The following is a 17123-nucleotide window of genomic DNA, read 5'->3' on the forward strand; positions in this document are numbered from 1 at the left end:
ACTGGTTTGAGGATTGGCGAAAAATTCCGAAAGGCACTGCACAGGTGCCTTCCCCACGACACCGTCGCTGTGGCAGGGGAGGGAAGACACGAAAAGGCTCCAGTTTCGTAGGTTAGGCTCACCAGACTATTGGATGGTGAATCCTTTGCTCAGCCGTGGTGAATACGCGTGGCTGTGACGGTCGGAAGCAGTCGGTGACAGGAGTGTGTGAATGAAGCGCAGTAACTCGCGTACGAGGTACGTGCTGGGTGGTTTTGTCCTCGCCGCCATCGTGGCAACTACGACTGCTTGTGGCGGTGACGATCTTGATGACCCTGGGATGCAGCCCGACGCCGTGCACGCGGTCGCCCACGCCCGCGGAACCACCGAAGTGCCGATGGATCCGCAGAGAGTTGTCGTGCTCGAGCCGGTTCAGCTCGACACGTCGGTAGCGCTGGGCGTGATTCCCGTGGGCACCGCGGTACTCAGCGAGACGACGGGCGTTCCGGCGTACCTCGGTGAGAAGGCGGCGGAGATCGAGATGGTCGGAACCGTCGCGGCACCGAACCTCGAGAAGATCGTCGCGCTGAGCCCGGATCTGATCATCGGAACGGAAACACGGCACGGGGATCTGTACGAGCAGCTCGCTGCCATCGCGCCGACCGTCTACATGGCAACTCAGACCGATCCGTGGCAGGACAACGTCCAGTTCGTCGCAGAAGCGTTGAACAAGACCGATCAGGCGGGCGAGCTGCTCGGTGACTACACGGCACGCTGCGAGGAAGTGGCGAGCAAGCACAGCACCGAGGGCAAGACCGCTCAGCTCATCCGCCCACGCGACGACGTTCTGACGCTGTACGGACCCACGTCGTTTGCCGGAAGCACTCTCGAATGTGCTGGACTCACGATTCCCGCACGCGACTGGGAGAACTCGATCTCCGTCGACCTCTCCCCGGAATTCGTCTCCGGAGCCAACGCCGACCTCATCCTGGTCACCTCCGCGAAACCGGCCGATGCCGGCACGATGCCGAAGGCCGTGGCCGACAACGCCGGATTCTTCCCGAACCCGCATCTGGTGGACATGTCCTACTGGATCACCGGCGTCGGACCGCTCGGCGGCCTCACCGTTCTGGACGACCTCGATCGCATTCTCGGAGCGTCGAATTAGCAGTGCGCGAAGGAGCAGTGCGCGAGAGAGTCGCTAAGTTGGAACCTATGACAACTCCAGTACAGAACATCGCGATCAACACTCTCGGTGGCGTGCCCACCTCGTTGGGCGAATACGACGGCCGTGCCGTGCTCGTGGTCAACGTCGCATCCAAGTGTGGACTGACCCCGCAGTACTCGGCTCTCGAGAAGCTGGCCAGTGAATACGCGGACCGCGGTCTGACCGTGATCGGTATCCCGTGCAACCAGTTCATGGGCCAGGAACCGGGCACCGCAGAAGAGATCGAGACGTTCTGCTCCACCACATACGGCGTTACGTTCCCGCTGCTGGAGAAGATCGAGGTGAACGGCGAAAACCAGCATCCGCTGTACGCCGAACTCACCAAGGCCGCCGACGCCGAAGGCGCTGCCGGCGACATCCAGTGGAACTTCGAGAAGTTCCTGATCGGACCGGACGGCACCGTCGTCAACCGATTCCGTCCGCGGACCGAGCCTGACGCACCCGAGGTCGTCGCCGCGATCGAAGCTGCGCTTCCCAAGAACTAGTAGCTGCGCTTCCCGAGAACTAGTAGCTGCGCTTCCCGAGAACTAGCGGCTCGTTGCTGGAAACTGCCGCCGGATGATCATCCGGCGGCAGTGTGCTGTTCACCCACAGCTGCCACTATCGGAGTATGTCCGCAGAACTGATCGTGTCGGTATCCGGAATCAGAGACGAGACATGTTATCTCGCTGCCGGATTCGCTGACGAGATGGACGCTCGAGGTGTGCGTTTGTCGCTCCTGGTGGCGCCGCGACTCAAGGACAAATATCGACTTGCCGACGACGCGGTGACGACGGCCTGGCTGCGTGAGCGTCGTGAGCACGGCGACGCCATCGTTCTGCACGGCTACGACCAGGCCGCGACCAAGCGTCGTCGGGCCGAGTTCGCCACTCTGTCCAAGCACGAAGCAAAACTGCGACTACTCGCTGCGGATCGGGTCCTCGAACAGGCAGGCCTCAGGACCCGGGTGTTCGCACCGCCGCGCTGGGTGGCGTCGCCCGGTGCCATGTCGGTGTTGCCGGAGACCGGCTTTCGGACGATGGCAGGCCTCGGCGCCGTGCACGATCTGACCCGTGGAACCTTGCAGCGGGGAAGGGTTTTCGGTATCGGCGAGGGCTTCAAGGCCGAACCGTGGTGGTGCCGTGCGTTGGTTCTCGGAGCCGGGCGCGCAGCCAAGCGTGGGGGACTGGTCAGGTTGTCGATCACCGCCAAGCAGTTGGGAAACGAGGGACCGCGCCAGGCAGTTCTCGACGCCGTCGATCTTGCTCTCTTTCACGAAGCCGCCTCGCAGGTGTATCGGTGGAACTCGCCGTCTCGAGAACTCGGCGCTGCCTGAGTTCGGCGGTTGGCAACTATTTGATAGCTAGGAGGCGGCGTCGTCTGTCCGGGTTGTCCGAGCAGGCGCACTCTTCGTATTTCTCCGCTTCTTGGCTGGTAGTGGTCCATCAAGGGGCTAATTCGGATATATCGGACGCTGAAGTGGAGAGTGGAGTCTGCCGGCTTTCTCGCTGCTAGAGTGCGTGCAGTTAATGTGCCGCTAGTAGACGAGGTTGGGACTTCACCATGCGCGCAAGAGTGTTCTCCAAGTCGGCCGAGGGTCTTGTTGCCGTGGCTGTTGGCGCAGTTGTCTGTGCTGCGTTCGTTCCGGCACTCGCGTCTGCCGCTCCGGCCGGCGCGGTTCACACGCTGCCGACGGGCAGTATCGACGGTGGATCGAGCGGATCGAGTGATGGCGTACGCACCGCAACCGTCGACGATCAAGGTGAGCAACTCACTCTGCGGCTGCACAAGATGGATCTGCGGGGATCAGACTTCTCGATGGCCGTACAAGAAAGCGGCGGCAAGCTGTCCGATGTGGTGATTCCGGCGCCCCGTTCGTACATCGGCAGCGTGGAAGGGCATCCGGACGCAATCGTCTCGGCCATCGTCGACTCGGCCGGAATACTGCGTGGGCAGGCGATTTTCGATCGTGGTTCTTCGATCGAGTTCGTTGGATCCGACGTGGTCGGTCGAAGTACAGCGCCGATCGATGCGAAGCCTCAGTGGCCGACGGCCTCGATCGCGCCGGCTTCGGCAGCCGGCGTCGGCAAAACCGTGAAGCAGTTCGTAGTGGGGTTGGACCTGAGCGGTGAGTGGTACTCCGCGCACGGCGAAGGCAGTCCCGCCGTTGCTTTGGATCGGGCCGAGGAATCCATGGCCAGAACCGCTGCCATCTGGATCAGAGACGTCGGAATTCGGCCGATCCTCGGTCGCGTCGTCCTTCGGGCCGATGCCGTCAGTGACCCGTACTCGAGCAGCTGTGAAAACCTCGAGCAGTTGGAAGATCTGTGGTCCGATCAAGTCGGGACGAGCGTCGATCAGGCGACTGTCGTGTGCAGGTCCGGTGGCGGAAATGCCTACTACTCGAAGTTCGAGGTTGATCACAGCTACGCGCAGGTCGGCGCCGAGTCCGACGGCAACTTCAGCCGCGTCCTCCGCCACGAGTTGGGCCACAACTTCTATGCCGACGACTATCACGGCGGCGGCGCCGAGGGCCGAACCATCATGAACGGCAACGACCTCTCGCGCTTCGACGGCACCGAATTCGCAGCCATCGTCGATGCCGCGGACGTTGCCTCGGCTCGACTCGACGACATCGGTCGGTACATGGCAACCCCGATCCCGCCGTACGCCGCACTCGACACCGCGCGGGTCAGTTCGGGTGGCACAGCCACTGTCGACGCTGTCGCGAATGATCATGACAGCAACGGAGATTCGATCAAGGTGACCGGTGTCGAGGCGACCTCACTTCTCGGCGGTACCGTGAAACTCGACGGCGGCAAAGTTGTCTACACGGCGGGGACGAAGACGGGGGTCGACCGGATCCGCTACACACTCACCGACGCAGCCGGCGGGACGAGCACCGGCTGGATCATCGTCGATGTGAGTGCCTGAAGGGTTGAATCAGGCGACCTCGACGCTCGACTCCTCGTCGAGGACGCGGAACTCCGTGCCGTCGGCAGCCATTTCCGAGTAGCGGCCGTAGAAAATTCCGGCGGCCTCGTCGCGGATGATCGCTTGATGGATGGGAACCGCGACACGTGGCGCCACCGCGCGGAGGTAGTCGATGGCCTCGGAAATCTTGAGCCACGGTGCGGCGGCAGGAAGAGCAAGAACGTCGACCGTCTGTTCGGGAACGAAGAGGGAATCGCCGGGATGCATGAACTGCGCCGGGTTGGTGGCGTCGCCGAGGAGGAACGCGGTGTTGTCGATCATCGGTAGGTCCGGGTGGATGATCGCGTGCTCACCGCCGGTTCCGGTCACTTCGACGTCGCCGATGCTGAACCGGTCGCCGGGCCGGACTCCGGTCCAGCGCCCACCGAGCTTTTCAGCCGTCTGCGGATCGCTGTAGAGCACGGCGTCGGGGTTCGCTTCGGCCAGTTCGGGCAGGCGAGCCGGGTCGGCATGATCAGGGTGTTGATGTGTCACGAGGATGGCGTCGAGGCCGGTGATGCCTTCGAATCCGTGCGAGAAGTTGCCGGGATCGAAGAGGATCTTCGAGCCGTTCAACTCCACGAGCACACAGGAATGGCCAAAATGTGTCAGTCGCATGATTTCGAGTATGCGCCGACGCGGAAGGGCTCGCAGGCGAGTCCGACAGGTGTTGGCCGTCACGCCCCGATCACTCGATGCGAACCATCTCGGGTGCGCCCGGTAAACTGGCCATCACCCGAGCGTTTCACTCCGGGTTCGCGCACTAGTACCGAGGAGCAGCACGTGGCCCGTGTCGTCGTCGAAGTCATGCCCAAGGCCGAGATTCTCGACCCCCAGGGACAGGCAATTGTCGGGGCACTGTCTCGCCTGGGCTTTGCAGGAGTATCCGATGTCCGTCAGGGCAAGCGGTTCGAGTTGGAGATCGACGGCAGTGTCGAAGACGCCGAACTCGAGAAGATCGCCGAAGGCCTGCTGGCCAACACGGTGATCGAGGATTGGACCGTCAGGCGAGTCGAGGCATGAGCGCACGTATCGGGGTTATCACGTTCCCGGGCACGCTCGACGACATCGACGCTGCTCGGGCCGTCAACCTGGCCGGCGGTGAAGCAGTTGAACTCTGGCACGGCGATGCAGACCTCAAGGGTGTCGACGCAGTCGTCGTCCCGGGTGGATTCTCCTACGGCGACTACCTTCGCTGCGGCGCAATCGCCCGGTTTGCTCCCGCGATGGGCAAGGTCGTCGAAGCAGCCAAGGGTGGCATGCCGGTCCTCGGCATTTGCAACGGTTTCCAGATCCTCTGCGAAGCCGGTCTGCTCCCCGGTGCCCTGACCCGTAACCAGGGTCTGCACTTCATCTGCCGCGACGAGTGGTTGACGGTCGAAGCCAACAACACGGCGTGGTCCTCACGCTACGAGGCCGGCGCCCAGATCCTCATCCCGCTCAAGTCGGGTGAAGGCCGCTTCCAGGCGTCCGAGAAGGTCCTCGACGAACTCGAGGGCGAAGGCCGCGTTGTCTTCCGTTACTCGGAGGAGAACCCCAACGGCTCGCAGCGTCGTATCGCCGGTATTTCTTCGGCCAACGGCCGCGTCGTCGGTCTGATGCCGCACCCCGAGCACGCCACCGAGGCTCTCACCGGCCCCAGCGACGACGGACTCGGCTTGTTCTACTCGGCACTCGACGCGATCGTCACTGCCTGATCGCCTGCTGATTTTCACGACTGAACGCCGACCGGAAATCCGGTCGGCGTTCAGTCGTTTGTGGAGGTGCGCGGGGATTACTGGCTGTAGGAACTGAGGAAGTTACCGAGGCGCTCGAGGGCGGTCGCGAGGTCGTCGGTGTTCGGCAGAGTCACCAGTCGGAAGTGATCAGGTTCGATCCAATTGAACGCGCGACCGTGACTGACAAGAATCTTCTCCGATTCCAGTAGATCGAGAACGAACCTCTCGTCGTCGACGATGCCAAACTTGTCGACGTCGAGCTTCGGGAACAGGTACAGCGCCCCGTCGGCCTGCTGGCAACTGATCCCGTCGATGCTGTTGAGCGTGCTGTGCGCGAGATCGCGCTGGGCCGTCAGCCGACCTTGTGGAAGCAACAGGTCCTCGATGGACTGGCGTCCGCCGAGTGCGGTCTGGATCGCGTGCTGCGCCGGCACGTTGGCACACATACGCATGTTGGCCAGCAGTTTGATGCCTTCGATGAAGCTCGACGCCCGTTCGAGTGGTCCGGTGATGGCCAGCCATCCGGCTCGGAATCCGCAGACGCGGTAGGCCTTGGACAGTCCCGAATAGGTCAGACACAGGACGTCTCGCCCGGTCATCGTCGCAAGGTTTGTCATGGATCGACCGTCGTAGACGATCTTCTCGTAGATTTCGTCTGCGAAGAGCATCAGATCGTGTTTGCGCGCAAGGTCCACGAAGCGTTGCAGCACCTCCGTCGAGTAGACGGCGCCCGTCGGATTGTTGGGATTGATGACGACAATCCCTCGGGTGCGCGGAGAGATCCGAGCTTCCAGATCGTCGAAGTCCGGTGCCCAGCTTTGGCTTTCGTCGGTGAGGTAGTGGACCGGTGTACCGCCGGCAAGCGACACCGAAGCCGTCCACAAGGGGTAGTCGGGAGCGGGAATGAGGATCTCGTCCTCTGGATTGCAGAGGGCCTGCATCGTCAGGGTGATCAGTTCGGAGACACCGTTTCCGAGGTAGATCTCGTCGACGGTGACGTCGGTGATACCCCGTGTCTGGTAGTACTGGACCACCGCAGTGCGCGCCGAATACAGTCCGCGAGAATCGCAATATCCCTGTGCGGTAGGGAGATTACGGATCATGGCCATCATGATCTCGTCCGGTGCTTCGAACCCGAAGGGGGCCGGATTGCCGACGTTGAGTCGCAGGATCGTGTGTCCCTGATCCTCGAGTTCTTCGGTCTTGTCGAGAATTCGCCCTCTGATGTCGTACCTGACATTCTCGAGCTTGCGGGCCTGATCGATGGGTGTGTTCACGCGGTTACGTACCTCTCCGGTTCGGTGGACGAGTGGTGTGTCGGACGAGAAGGGCGCCTTACGGTTCGGCCTGGAAACGGACAAAAATTCGCGATAGCGCTGGCGTTGGCGAGAGAGTAGCGCTACTATGATTCGACATGTCCAATGATAGCAGTTCGCGGATAGCCGCAGCTTTGCGCGAGTGGATCGCGACGGCTCCTCCAGGTGCGAAGCTTCCGTCCACTCGGTCGCTCGTCAGCACGCACGGGGCGAGTCCGGTCACTGTGCAGAAGGCGCTGCGAACACTGGTATCTCAGGGGGCTGTGGAGGCTCGTCCCGGTGTGGGGACCTTCGTGCGCGCCGCACGCGTCGTGCGACCCAACGATTACGGGTGGCAGACGGCGGCGCTCGGATCGCCGAACTATCGGCTGCAACTGCCTATTGCGCTGCAGTCCACCTCCAACGACGTGATCGCGCTGCATTCCGGCTATCCGGCCCGAGAACTGTTGCCGGAAGGACTGGTTCGTGCAGCGTTCACCAGGGCGACGCGAACCGACGCCGTCTTCAATCGGCCACTTGCTGCCGGGCTTCCGGAACTGCAATCCTGGTTTGCCTCCGAATTGGGTTCTGCCACTCCGGCCGGGATCACGCCGCCGGGGCCGAACGACGTGGTTGTACTTCCCGGCAGTCAGGGTGGACTTGCGACGTCCTTCCGTGCGCTCGTGGGGGAGGGGCGTCCGTTGCTCATGGAATCGCCGACGTACTGGGGTGCGATCCTTGCTGCCGCCCAGGCCGGTGTCACGGTCATTCCGATCTCCAGTGGTGCCAACGGTCCTGATCCGGAAGAGCTTTCGCGCGCATTCGAACAGACAGGCGCTCGGGCGTTCTACGCACAACCGAGTTTCGCGAGTCCGACGGGGGCGCTGTGGTCGCCGACATTGGCTGACAAGGTGCTCGAGACCGTCCGTCGGCACGGCGCCTTCCTGATCGAGGACAGTTCGGCGCTCGACTTCGGCATCACCGCCGATCCCAGCCCTATTGCCGCTCGAGACGACAGCGGACACGTTGTCTACCTCCGTGCGCTGACCAAGAGTGTGTCCCCATCGGTGCGAGTTGCCGGCTTGATCGCTCGCGGCCCGGCGTACGAGCGGATTCTTGCTGATACACAAGCAGATTCGATGTACGTCAGCGGAATGCTGCAGGCAGTCGCCCTTGACGTCGTTACCCAACCGGCCTGGCGAACGCACCTGCGCAGGCTTCGTCACCAACTCGAGGCCAGACGCGACCTCCTCGTGTCGAGTCTGCGCGAGCATGCGCCGGACGCTCACCTCGACGCCGTACCGCAAGGTGGACTCAACCTCTGGCTTCGGCTTCCGGACACCACGAATCTCGAACGCGTCGTGCAGGACTGCCGGTCGGCCGGTGTGATCGTCGGGGCCGGAGACGATTGGTTCCCGGCGGAACCGACCGGAAAGTTCCTGCGGCTCAACTACGCCGGTCCGAACCCGGGCGAATTCCCCGACGCCGCCCGCATCATCGGCGGAGCAATCACACAACATATGTAGAACTCACCGCCTTGGGGTTGACCTGAACTTCCATTGAGGTTTTATCGTCGTGTCCATGACCGAACAGCCAATGCAGCCACCGGCGAATCAGCCGATCGGATTCTGGACCGCGCGTGCAGGCGAAGCGATTCGCGCACGCACGCGCGGGGCACTCGAAGCAATCGGCGTGACTCAGCCGCAATGGTGGATCCTGCACCAACTTTCGCTGCACCCTGAAGGGGTGGAGCGAGCCGTCCTCCTACGGACGATCGGTCCGAACGAATCAACTGACGTCATCGACGAGGCCGTCGACTCTGCCCTCGAACTGGGGTGGGCGCGTGAGGACGGGACTGTCCTTCGTCCTACTGATGCCGGCTCCGAGCAGTTCGATCGTGCAGCGCGGGTACAGCAGACGTTGCAGGAGGAGCGGATGCAAGGAATCAGCGAAGAAGAATTTGTCACCACCATCACGGTCCTGCAGCGAACCATCAAGAACGTGGGGGGCGACGCCTGGCACTGGTAGAACTCGTCATCTCGGCCCGCTGCCGGGTAGGGCGGCTTCGATCAAGTCGACTGCACGGGATACGCCGCCCGCCGCTGCGAGTTCTTCTGCCAACTCTGCGCTGCGTCGGCGGAACTCACTAGAACTCACGCGCGTCAGCGCCTCACGAAGCTCTTTTGCCGTGACGGTAGCGCCGTCGACGCGTACTGCGACGCCGGCGTCGACAAGCGAGTCGGCGTTGCCGAACTGGTCAACGGCTTGCGGTACCGCGATCATGGGCGTGCCGGTGACGAGTCCCTCGCTGGATCCGCCCATACCCGCGTGGGTCACAAATGCGTCGGCCTGCTGCAGAATCGCGAACTGCGGTACCCAGCGGTGTATTTCGACAGTCTCGGGCACAGATCCGAGATCTGAGATCTGTACCTGCTTTCCGATTTGGAGGACGACGTGCCACCCGTCCATTTCGCCGAAAGCTTCGACGCAGGTGCGGTAGAAATCCGGGTGATCGGTGAAGGCAGAACCCAGCGAAATCAACAAGAGCTTGCGTTCCGGATCCGGGTTCACCCAGGGTTGACTGCTCGGCTCGAGTGCGGGGCCGACAAACGTGTAGACGTCGCGGTTCACTCGATCGGCGTTGGGCTGCATAGATTCTGCGATCAGAACGATCGCACGCGGTGGGCGTCCGGTGAACTCACGAGGATCGACCTCGACGCCTTCGCTGCGGAAGAACCGGGCCTCCCGATCGAGCAGGTCCACGCCTCTCGGATCGGAACGAATCTCGTCGTACATCGGTGCGGCGTCGGCTTCGTAACCGTCCCAGGCAACGTACGTCGGCGACAACTGCATGATGGGAACGTTCCACTGCTGAGCCAGTATTCGTGCCGGAATGCCGGCGATGTCGTAAAGAAAGAGGTCAGGTCGATCGTCTTCGTAAATTCGGCGCAGTTGCGGCAGCATCGACTCGTAATCGTCCTGGAACAGGGTCAACTGATCTATCAGATCCCCGTCCCAGCTCTTCTCCGGTTCGGTGTCGTCAGGGGAAGGAGCGAGACTGGGCAGCGTGGATACGTACGGTGCGAATTCGGCCCCGGTCGCCTCGATGATCTCACGCATCGACTCGTCGTTGGCATAGGTGACGCGGTGACCGGCGGCGACGAGACGCGCGATGATCGCCAGGCTCGGATTGACGTGGCCCGGTGCCGGAATGCTCACCATGGCGATATGTCTGCGGGTCATCGATCACTCCTGCCGTCTGACTGTTCTCGAACATCTCCGTCTACCGAACCGAGACTATCCACCACGATGGGCGACGGCATCTGATTTTTGCCGGGGGAAGTACCGTGGGCTCTCGAGTAGGACTACGCATCCGAGTGTTGCGGCGACAGGCCAGACTTCGAAGCATGAGCGCACCGACAACACCTTCGAAGACCACTGCAGCCTTCTACCTGCAGGCCGGAATCGCCTTTGCCGTCAGTTTTGTCGGCACCCTCCTCGGAATTGCCTATCTTCCGATCGATGCGTGGCAACGCGGATTTCTCGGAATGTCCTTGCTGTTCTTGGTCACCAGCACGTTCACGTTGGCCAAGGTGATTCGTGATCAGCAGGAGGCATCGACGGTCAGAGTTCGGGTGGACGAGGCTCGACTCGAGAAGTTGATCGCCGAACACGATCCGTTCAAAGCGGCAGCGTGAAACCTGTCGGCAAGGTCAGGATCAGCGTGCTGCCGAGAGGTTGCTCGTTTCGGCGTGCCGACAGATCGCCGCCGTGGGCGAGCGCGAGGCTACGCGCAATCGTGAGCCCCAAACCCGAACCGTCGGATCGATCACCACGATGAAACCGGTCGAAGACGGATTCGAGCTGGTCTGAGGGAATTCCGTCGCCGGTGTCGGTGACGGACACCGAGAGGTGATCCTCTCCCCGCGCGAGTGTCACCGTCACCGAACCTCCGGTTGGAGTGTGCCGCAACGCGTTCTCGAGAAGGTTGGCGAGGATCTGTTCGATTCGTTGGCGATCGACCTCGGCCGTGATTGTGTGCGGAGGCAAGACGGTCGTCAATTCGACCCCACGATCGACAAATCGTGGCCGCGCTGCTGCCGTTGCGCCGGCGACGATATCGCCGAGATCCTCGGCCCGTCGATCGAGTTCGAGTGCGTGCTCGTCGGCAGCGGAGACGTCCGCCAGATCGCACGAGAGCCGACGAAGTCTTTCGAGTTGGTCACGCATCACCGACCACGAAGTGGTGTCCGTGGGTAGGACGCCATCCTCGATGCCGTCCACGTACGCAGCCAAAGTCGATACCGGAGTGCGCAGTTCGTGGGCGAGGTCGGCAAGCAGTCGTTTGCGAACCCGATCCGAATGATCAAGGCGTGCAGCCATGTCAGCGAAGGCCGTTTCGAGACGCGTGAAATCTGCATCCACGTCGGACCTGTCGATAGTCACGTCGAAGTTCCCGTCGGCGACGCTTTGCGCCGCCTCCGCCAGCGTTGTGATCGGGGCCGTGATGCGTCGGACGATGTAGACCGCGGCGATGCCTGCTCCCACCAATGCGACCGCGATCCCGCACAACAGTGCGATGGTCATGGTCTGAGCGAACGCTTCTTCGGTGTGGGTACGTACATTCGAGTCTTCGATGCCGGCCATCATGAGGTGGTTGTGAAAGAGCGGGGCAGCCACGGCAATGGCAACGGCGGCGATGGCGAGGCAGGAAACGAACAGGACGACAAGCTGCGCGAGCAGCAGTTTTCCGCGTAGCCCGAGTTTCTTCATGGCGACCCCGTTCATGACGACCTCAACGAGTATCCGACGCCCCTGACGGTTCTGATGAACCGCGGATCGGTCGCGTCGTCGCCGAGTTTGCGGCGTAGTGCACGGACATGGACGTCGACGATGTGCTGGTCCCCGAACCAGGACGAACCCCACACCGAGGCGATGATGTCTGCTCGACTCCAGGCCGCGTCGGGTCGGGCAGCGAGGGCGGAGAGCAACGCGAACTCGGTGGGAGTGAGATCGACAGGGCGGTTGTCGACATGCACCGTGCGGGCGAGGACGTCGATGTCGAGACCGGGTGGCGTCGGCAGCGCTTCCGGCAGCATGCTCGACGCACGTGGCCGTCTGAGCAGTGCTTTCACTCGAGCAACCAACTCGCGGGGGCCGAAGGGTTTGACCACGTAGTCGTCTGCGCCAGCTGCCAGTCCGGTCACCTTGTCCGACTCGTCACCGCGGGCGGAGAGCATCAGGACGTACGCGTCGGAAAACGTGCGGATCCGCCGGCAGACTTCCAGGCCGTCGAAGCCCGGGAGCATCAGGTCGAGCACGATCAGTGCGGGCTCGAATTCGCGGACCGCACGTACCGCGTTCGGACCGTCGTGTGCGATCCGAACGGTGAAGCCCTCTCGGCTCAGGTAGTTGGAGACAACCTTCGCGAGCGCAGGTTCGTCGTCGACGACGAGTACGCGCCCAGGCTCCTCGCTCGGTCGTAGTTCGGCGCTCATCAGTCCGAGGTTAGTCGACTGCGCCGCCTTGTTACCGCCGCCTGATGGTTTCGTTCGACTGTGAAGATTCGATGAAGGAACATCGTATGGGCCGGTTATCGGGCCTCGCGGCGGAGTTGCGCCGGTAGTGTGGCAAATGTGCAATAGCGCCCACAGTGATCAAAACGGTTGTGGGGCAATGTATATCACATCAATTTCTGGGAGTGGAAAACATGTCTACGACATTCAAGCGGAGCGCCGCGCGGTTCGTTCCAGTGGTGGTAGCGGCAGCACTGTTGATTGCGGGATGCTCGGACAACTCCGGAGAAAGCGTCACCCATTCTTCCGAAACGACCAGCGTCGCAGCACAGTCGGCGATTCCGGCGGGTGTCAATGCAGCCGACATCGAATTCCTCGAAGGGATGTACCCGCATCACGCGCAGGCATTGGACATGGCCCGGATGGTGGAAGGCCGAACCGACAATGCCGAACTTCTTTCTCTTGCAGCGCAGATAGAGGCAGCGCAAGGCCCGGAGATGGCTCAGATGACCGAACTGCTGACGAAGTGGGGACGCCCCGACCCTGCGTCGAGTTCGATGGGAGGAATGGATGATTCGGCGCACGCGGGTCACGGCGTCGGGATGGCAGACATGCCGGGCATGATGTCGGCCGAAGACATGACGGCTCTCACCGACGCCAGCGGCGCGGAGTTCGACAAGATGTGGCTGACGATGATGATCGAGCACCACAAGGGCGCCATCACCATGTCCCAGACCGAAATCGACAACGGGCTCGACCCCTCGGCGGAGGCGATGGCAGAAGCGATCATCGCTGGTCAGCAGGCAGAAATCACTCAGATGGAAGCGATGTTGAAGGGCAGCTGAACGGGAGACCTTGGCCGCGTGACCTTGCTCGGGTGACTGCCTGGGCATACGTTCGAGGCAGATGGCTTGACTGGTGCTGTGCTGCAATCACACGCGAGGGGATGACCGCCACATGGATCACAGTCAGATGGACCACAGTCAGATGGACCACAGCCAGATGGAGCATGGGGCACACGGTGGTCACGGGGATCACGTCGCACAGTTCCGGAAATTGTTCGCGGTCATGCTGGTCATTGCAGTTCCGGTTGTTGCGGCAGACGCGATGTTCGCTGATCTGGTCGGGTACACCTTGCCGGAAAACTCTCTGGTGGAATGGATCTCACCGGTACTCGGCACAGTGATGTACTTCTGGGGCGGTAAGCCGTTCCTCACCGGTGGCGTGTCCGAAATCCGTTCTCGGCAACCGGGAATGATGCTGTTGATCGCGCTCGCGATCACGGTGGCCTTCTTTGCGTCCTGGGCTGCGAGTCTGCACTGGGTGGATCACACTCTCGATTTCTGGTGGGAACTCGCGCTTCTGATCGTGATCATGTTGTTGGGCCACTGGATCGAGATGCGTTCGCTCAGTCAGACCTCGAGCGCCTTGGATTCGCTTGCCGCGTTGCTACCCGACGAGGCGGAACGGGTGGTGGGCGATTCGGTGGAAACCGTGCCCACCGCAGCTCTGGTCACCGGTGACCTGGTGATAGTTCGTCCCGGCGCCCGCGTTCCCTCGGACGGAACGGTGGTCGAGGGCAGTGCCGACATGGACGAATCCATGATCACGGGCGAGTCGAAGACAGTTCGGCGCACTGTCGGTGACCAGGTGGTGGCCGGCACCGTAGCCACCGACTCGGCGCTGCGGCTGCGAGTCACCGCGGTGGGCGAAGACACCGCGCTCGCCGGTATCCGTCGCCTGGTCGAGCAGGCCCAGAATTCGTCGAGTCGTGCCCAGGTGTTGGCGGACAAGGCCGCTGCCCTGCTGTTCTGGTACGCACTCGGCGCGGCAGTGTTGACCGCGATCGCCTGGAGCATCTGGGGCACACCGGAAAGCGCAGTCACCCGTACGATCACCGTTCTGGTGATCGCCTGCCCGCACGCACTCGGGTTGGCGATTCCGCTGGTCGTGTCGATCGCGACCGAACGGGCGGCTCGGGCTGGGATTCTGATCACGGACCGCATGGCCCTCGAGGCGATGCGCAACGTAGACACCGTTCTCTTCGACAAGACCGGCACTCTCACCAAGGGGGAGCCGGCAGTGGTCGGTGTGCGCGGTGTCGACGGGTATGCCGATGACGAAGTTCTCGGCGCTGCCGCTGCCGTCGAATTCGACAGTGAACATCCACTCGGACGCGCCGTGGTCGCAGCGGCGCGGGAGTTGTCACTCGAATTCACTGCAGGTTCGGACTTTCAGGCGCACAACGGGATCGGGGTTGCGGCGAACGTCGACGGTGCACGCGTAGGCGTCGGCGGACCGGGGATGTTGAGATCGGCCGGTGCCACGCCGATCCCGGGGACCGAAGAGTGGCTCAGCGACGGGTCGACGGTTCTGCACGTGGTGCGTGACGAGAAGGTGATCGGTGCATTGGCATTGGCCGACGAGATTCGCCCGGAATCAGTATTGGCTGTCGACGCCCTCCACGCTCGCGGTGTGCGTGTAGCCATGGTCACCGGAGACGCGGAGGCCGTGGCACATTCGGTTGCCCGCACGCTCGGGATCGACGAGGTCTTCGCCGAGGTGCTTCCGCAGGACAAGGGGGCACAGGTATCGCGGCTTCAGGCTGCGGGCCACCGCGTGGCGATGGTCGGCGACGGGGTCAACGATGCGCCGGCGCTCGCCCAGGCGGATGTGGGCATCGCGATCGGTGCCGGAACGGACGTGGCGATCGCGTCGGCGGGAGTTGTTCTGGCCAGCGATGATCCGCGATCGGTGAGCTCGGTCATCGAGCTGTCCCGCGCCACCTACCGGAAGATGGTTCAGAACCTGTGGTGGGCAGCGGGATACAACGCGATCTCGGTTCCCCTCGCTGCGGGAGTGCTGGCGCCCGTCGGGTTCGTGCTGCCGATGGAGGTCGGAGCAATCCTGATGTCGGTGTCCACCGTGGTAGTTGCCGCGAATGCGCAGTTGCTGCGGCGCTTGGACTTGCGGCAACCACCGGTGACCGCACTCGAGTCGAAAGTGCTCACACCTCAGTAGCGGTCGGGTGTAGCCGGACTACTGACGGCTCAGGAACGGAATGAGCGCACGCAGCACAGCTTCGGAGTCCGCGACTGCGCTCGCATGATCAGCGCCCTCGATCACGGTCAAGGCACTGTCCGGGATCATCGACGCGAGATGCTCGGTATCCGGTAGGCGCTCGCGATCTCTCGATCCGACGAACAACAAAGTCGGCGTGGTGATCAGTTGAAGCACCGCGTCGTCGATGCCTTTCTCCTTCTCGGCTCGCCGCATGTATGCCGCGAGTGCGAGTGCGTCGTTGATTCGAAACGCGGTCGCAGTCTGGGGATCCACCGGTTTGCCGCGCCGAGCGCCCCAACCGGACAGGAACCCTTCGATACCGCCGCTTTCGAGTGCGTCGATGCAACCGGGAAAGAACAATGCGTCGAACGCACCCGTCATCGGTCGGCTACTACCGCCCCCGACCGTCAACGACCGCACCCGTTCGGAGTGCTCTACTGCCAGTGACATCACCGAACGCCCGCCGAACGAGTATCCGAGGACGTGAGCCGGTTCGAACGGAGACTCCGTGTCGAGAATTTCCAGGAGGTCAGCGACCACCAGATCCATTGCATACGAATCGGAGTCGTGCGGCTTGTCGCTGCGTCCGTGACCCCGCATGTCGACGAGGATCAGACGGTACCGGTCCTGGAGTGCCTTGACGTACCCGAAGCCACGCCAGATGGAGCGCGACAACGCCGTGCCGTGCACCATCAACAGGGGCGGGCCATCGCCCACGATCTGATAGGCGATTCGCGCACCGTCCACCGGATTTCTCACGTCGTGCAACACCCGTCCAGTATGGGTGCCAGTTGCTACGGGCCATCAACTCGGCCTCCCTCACAGCTACCGGTCACTGCCCGGCGGGGCAGTGCCCACTGTTCCAAGCAGTGCATCGGTGAAGGGGTCTGCAGTGCTGACGCCTGCGGCTATGCCCCGAATCAGAGCCTCGAAATCAGCGGCGACGATGGTGACCTCCTCGAACTCCGGCACTCTCCCGCGGACAACCTGACCGTCGGGTGCGAGCGCCAGGTACTCGTACCCATTGCGTACCGACATCAGGACCGGGAGGTGAGTGGACCAGAAGGCGTTGATCGCCGCGCGCTCCGCCGGCCCGGAAGCGACCGCCAGGCTCTCGTGCCGGAACGCATTCCAGGGAAACGCCTCATCGCTGACGCCAACACCACCGGCATAGTTCTCTGCCGAGAGAAACCACACCTGGTCGTCGGAACTGGCAAGTACGGAGAACGAACTCGCCCACACTATGAGTTGGTCACAACCGCCGACCAGTGGTTGCGGAACTGGGGCAGAGGCCGATCGAGTAGGTTCTTCGCGAACCCAACCTGCGAGCGACAGCGCAGCGGTTGCGTCGAGGTGAAGGCACATCGCCCCA

The 17123-nt window shown here is 62.6% G+C and carries 18 protein-coding genes; 11 read left to right on the forward strand and 7 right to left on the reverse strand.

Features of this window, described 5'->3' with window-relative positions; translation table 11 throughout:
- Nucleotides 1-211: 211 nt before the first annotated feature.
- The 4 genes from ACFWEM_RS17400 (at nt 212) to ACFWEM_RS17415 (ending at nt 4120) form a co-directional block, all read left to right on the forward strand.
- Nucleotides 212-1147, forward strand: coding sequence for an ABC transporter substrate-binding protein (locus tag ACFWEM_RS17400; protein WP_378535377.1), 936 nt, complete (start codon nt 212-214; stop codon nt 1145-1147).
- 47 nt (nt 1148-1194) lie between these two features.
- Entirely contained in the window at nt 1195-1692 is a 498-nt protein-coding gene (locus ACFWEM_RS17405) for a glutathione peroxidase (protein WP_003945816.1), read from the forward strand.
- Nucleotides 1693-1817: 125 nt separating this feature from the next.
- Nucleotides 1818-2522 (forward strand): DUF2334 domain-containing protein, encoded by a 705-nt coding sequence (locus ACFWEM_RS17410; protein ID WP_378535379.1) that lies wholly within the window; start codon nt 1818-1820, stop codon nt 2520-2522.
- A 227-nt stretch (nt 2523-2749) separates the two neighbouring features.
- Nucleotides 2750-4120 (forward strand): Ig-like domain-containing protein, encoded by a 1371-nt coding sequence (locus tag ACFWEM_RS17415; protein WP_378535381.1) that lies wholly within the window; start codon nt 2750-2752, stop codon nt 4118-4120.
- Nucleotides 4121-4129: 9 nt separating this feature from the next.
- Here the strand turns inward: ACFWEM_RS17415 and ACFWEM_RS17420 are convergent, their stop codons facing one another.
- A complete protein-coding gene (locus tag ACFWEM_RS17420) occupies nt 4130-4777 on the reverse strand; it encodes an MBL fold metallo-hydrolase (RefSeq protein WP_378535383.1) in 648 nt (215 codons plus the stop codon).
- 165 nt (nt 4778-4942) lie between these two features.
- On the opposite strand from ACFWEM_RS17420, the gene purS reads away from it, so the two are divergent.
- Both purS and purQ read left to right on the forward strand, forming a co-directional pair.
- Nucleotides 4943-5182, forward strand: a complete 240-nt coding sequence (gene purS, locus ACFWEM_RS17425) for a phosphoribosylformylglycinamidine synthase subunit PurS (protein ID WP_003945817.1) — start codon at nt 4943-4945, stop codon at nt 5180-5182.
- Nucleotides 5179-5856 carry a phosphoribosylformylglycinamidine synthase subunit PurQ gene (purQ, locus tag ACFWEM_RS17430; RefSeq protein ID WP_050655460.1) on the forward strand — a complete coding sequence of 226 codons (678 nt, stop codon included), beginning with the start codon at nt 5179-5181 and terminating at the stop codon, nt 5854-5856. Before purS ends, purQ begins: the two co-directional genes overlap by 4 nt.
- Before the next feature lie 77 nt (nt 5857-5933).
- On the opposite strand, the gene ACFWEM_RS17435 is transcribed toward purQ, so the two are convergent.
- Nucleotides 5934-7154, reverse strand: coding sequence for a pyridoxal phosphate-dependent aminotransferase (locus ACFWEM_RS17435; RefSeq protein ID WP_378535386.1), 1221 nt, complete (start codon nt 7152-7154; stop codon nt 5934-5936).
- 137 nt (nt 7155-7291) lie between these two features.
- On the opposite strand from ACFWEM_RS17435, the gene ACFWEM_RS17440 reads away from it, so the two are divergent.
- Together ACFWEM_RS17440 and ACFWEM_RS17445 are read left to right on the forward strand one after the other, a co-directional pair.
- Nucleotides 7292-8698, forward strand: coding sequence for a PLP-dependent aminotransferase family protein (locus tag ACFWEM_RS17440; protein WP_378535389.1), 1407 nt, complete (start codon nt 7292-7294; stop codon nt 8696-8698).
- A gap of 55 nt (nt 8699-8753) precedes the next feature.
- Nucleotides 8754-9200, forward strand: coding sequence for a MarR family winged helix-turn-helix transcriptional regulator (locus ACFWEM_RS17445; protein ID WP_378535391.1), 447 nt, complete (start codon nt 8754-8756; stop codon nt 9198-9200).
- 6 nt (nt 9201-9206) lie between these two features.
- Here ACFWEM_RS17445 and ACFWEM_RS17450 read toward each other — a convergent pair whose 3' ends face one another.
- Nucleotides 9207-10415: a macrolide family glycosyltransferase gene (locus ACFWEM_RS17450; RefSeq protein ID WP_378535393.1), complete on the reverse strand. Its 1209-nt coding sequence runs from the start codon at nt 10413-10415 to the stop codon at nt 9207-9209.
- 164 nt (nt 10416-10579) lie between these two features.
- Here ACFWEM_RS17450 and ACFWEM_RS17455 point away from each other — a divergent pair, with 164 nt between their 5' ends.
- Nucleotides 10580-10870 (forward strand): YiaA/YiaB family inner membrane protein, encoded by a 291-nt coding sequence (locus tag ACFWEM_RS17455; RefSeq protein ID WP_054800678.1) that lies wholly within the window; start codon nt 10580-10582, stop codon nt 10868-10870.
- On the opposite strand, the gene ACFWEM_RS17460 is transcribed toward ACFWEM_RS17455, so the two are convergent.
- Together ACFWEM_RS17460 and ACFWEM_RS17465 are read right to left on the reverse strand one after the other, a co-directional pair.
- Entirely contained in the window at nt 10854-11960 is a 1107-nt protein-coding gene (locus ACFWEM_RS17460; RefSeq protein WP_378535396.1) for a sensor histidine kinase, read from the reverse strand. The genes ACFWEM_RS17455 and ACFWEM_RS17460 overlap by 17 nt on opposite strands.
- Nucleotides 11957-12670, reverse strand: coding sequence for a response regulator transcription factor (locus tag ACFWEM_RS17465; protein ID WP_378535398.1), 714 nt, complete (start codon nt 12668-12670; stop codon nt 11957-11959). The genes ACFWEM_RS17460 and ACFWEM_RS17465 overlap by 4 nt, the downstream gene beginning before the upstream one ends.
- A 212-nt stretch (nt 12671-12882) precedes the next feature.
- Here ACFWEM_RS17465 and ACFWEM_RS17470 point away from each other — a divergent pair, with 212 nt between their 5' ends.
- Entirely contained in the window at nt 12883-13533 is a 651-nt protein-coding gene (locus ACFWEM_RS17470; RefSeq protein WP_378535401.1) for a DUF305 domain-containing protein, read from the forward strand.
- A 112-nt stretch (nt 13534-13645) separates the two neighbouring features.
- Complete coding sequence (locus ACFWEM_RS17475; protein ID WP_378535403.1) at nt 13646-15709, forward strand: heavy metal translocating P-type ATPase; 2064 nt, start codon at nt 13646-13648, stop codon at nt 15707-15709.
- 18 nt (nt 15710-15727) lie between these two features.
- On the opposite strand, the gene ACFWEM_RS17480 is transcribed toward ACFWEM_RS17475, so the two are convergent.
- Nucleotides 15728-16498, reverse strand: coding sequence for an alpha/beta fold hydrolase (locus tag ACFWEM_RS17480; RefSeq protein ID WP_378536174.1), 771 nt, complete (start codon nt 16496-16498; stop codon nt 15728-15730).
- Nucleotides 16499-16576: 78 nt separating this feature from the next.
- Nucleotides 16577-17116: a hypothetical protein gene (locus tag ACFWEM_RS17485; RefSeq protein ID WP_378535405.1), complete on the reverse strand. Its 540-nt coding sequence runs from the start codon at nt 17114-17116 to the stop codon at nt 16577-16579.
- Nucleotides 17117-17123 lie beyond the last annotated feature (7 nt).

It is taken from the genome of Rhodococcus sp. NPDC060176 (assembly GCF_042728675.1).
Lineage (GTDB): Bacteria > Actinomycetota > Actinomycetes > Mycobacteriales > Mycobacteriaceae > Rhodococcus_F.

Bases quoted from the DNA above. Each gene is read 5' to 3' on its own strand.
- ACFWEM_RS17440 (WP_378535389.1), top strand. From the start codon at position 7,292: ATGTCCAATGATAGCAGTTCGCGGATAGCCGCAGCTTTGCGCGAGTGG.
- ACFWEM_RS17485 (WP_378535405.1), bottom strand. From the start codon at position 17,116: ATGTGCCTTCACCTCGACGCAACCGCTGCGCTGTCGCTCGCAGGTTGG.
- ACFWEM_RS17455 (WP_054800678.1), top strand. From the start codon at position 10,580: ATGAGCGCACCGACAACACCTTCGAAGACCACTGCAGCCTTCTACCTG.
- ACFWEM_RS17470 (WP_378535401.1), top strand. From the start codon at position 12,883: ATGTCTACGACATTCAAGCGGAGCGCCGCGCGGTTCGTTCCAGTGGTG.
- ACFWEM_RS17415 (WP_378535381.1), top strand. From the start codon at position 2,750: ATGCGCGCAAGAGTGTTCTCCAAGTCGGCCGAGGGTCTTGTTGCCGTG.
- ACFWEM_RS17410 (WP_378535379.1), top strand. From the start codon at position 1,818: ATGTCCGCAGAACTGATCGTGTCGGTATCCGGAATCAGAGACGAGACA.
- ACFWEM_RS17465 (WP_378535398.1), bottom strand. From the start codon at position 12,670: ATGAGCGCCGAACTACGACCGAGCGAGGAGCCTGGGCGCGTACTCGTC.
- ACFWEM_RS17445 (WP_378535391.1), top strand. From the start codon at position 8,754: ATGACCGAACAGCCAATGCAGCCACCGGCGAATCAGCCGATCGGATTC.
- ACFWEM_RS17460 (WP_378535396.1), bottom strand. From the start codon at position 11,960: ATGAACGGGGTCGCCATGAAGAAACTCGGGCTACGCGGAAAACTGCTG.
- ACFWEM_RS17420 (WP_378535383.1), bottom strand. From the start codon at position 4,777: ATGCGACTGACACATTTTGGCCATTCCTGTGTGCTCGTGGAGTTGAAC.
- ACFWEM_RS17475 (WP_378535403.1), top strand. From the start codon at position 13,646: ATGGATCACAGTCAGATGGACCACAGTCAGATGGACCACAGCCAGATG.
- ACFWEM_RS17450 (WP_378535393.1), bottom strand. From the start codon at position 10,415: ATGACCCGCAGACATATCGCCATGGTGAGCATTCCGGCACCGGGCCAC.
- ACFWEM_RS17400 (WP_378535377.1), top strand. From the start codon at position 212: ATGAAGCGCAGTAACTCGCGTACGAGGTACGTGCTGGGTGGTTTTGTC.
- ACFWEM_RS17405 (WP_003945816.1), top strand. From the start codon at position 1,195: ATGACAACTCCAGTACAGAACATCGCGATCAACACTCTCGGTGGCGTG.
- purQ (WP_050655460.1), top strand. From the start codon at position 5,179: ATGAGCGCACGTATCGGGGTTATCACGTTCCCGGGCACGCTCGACGAC.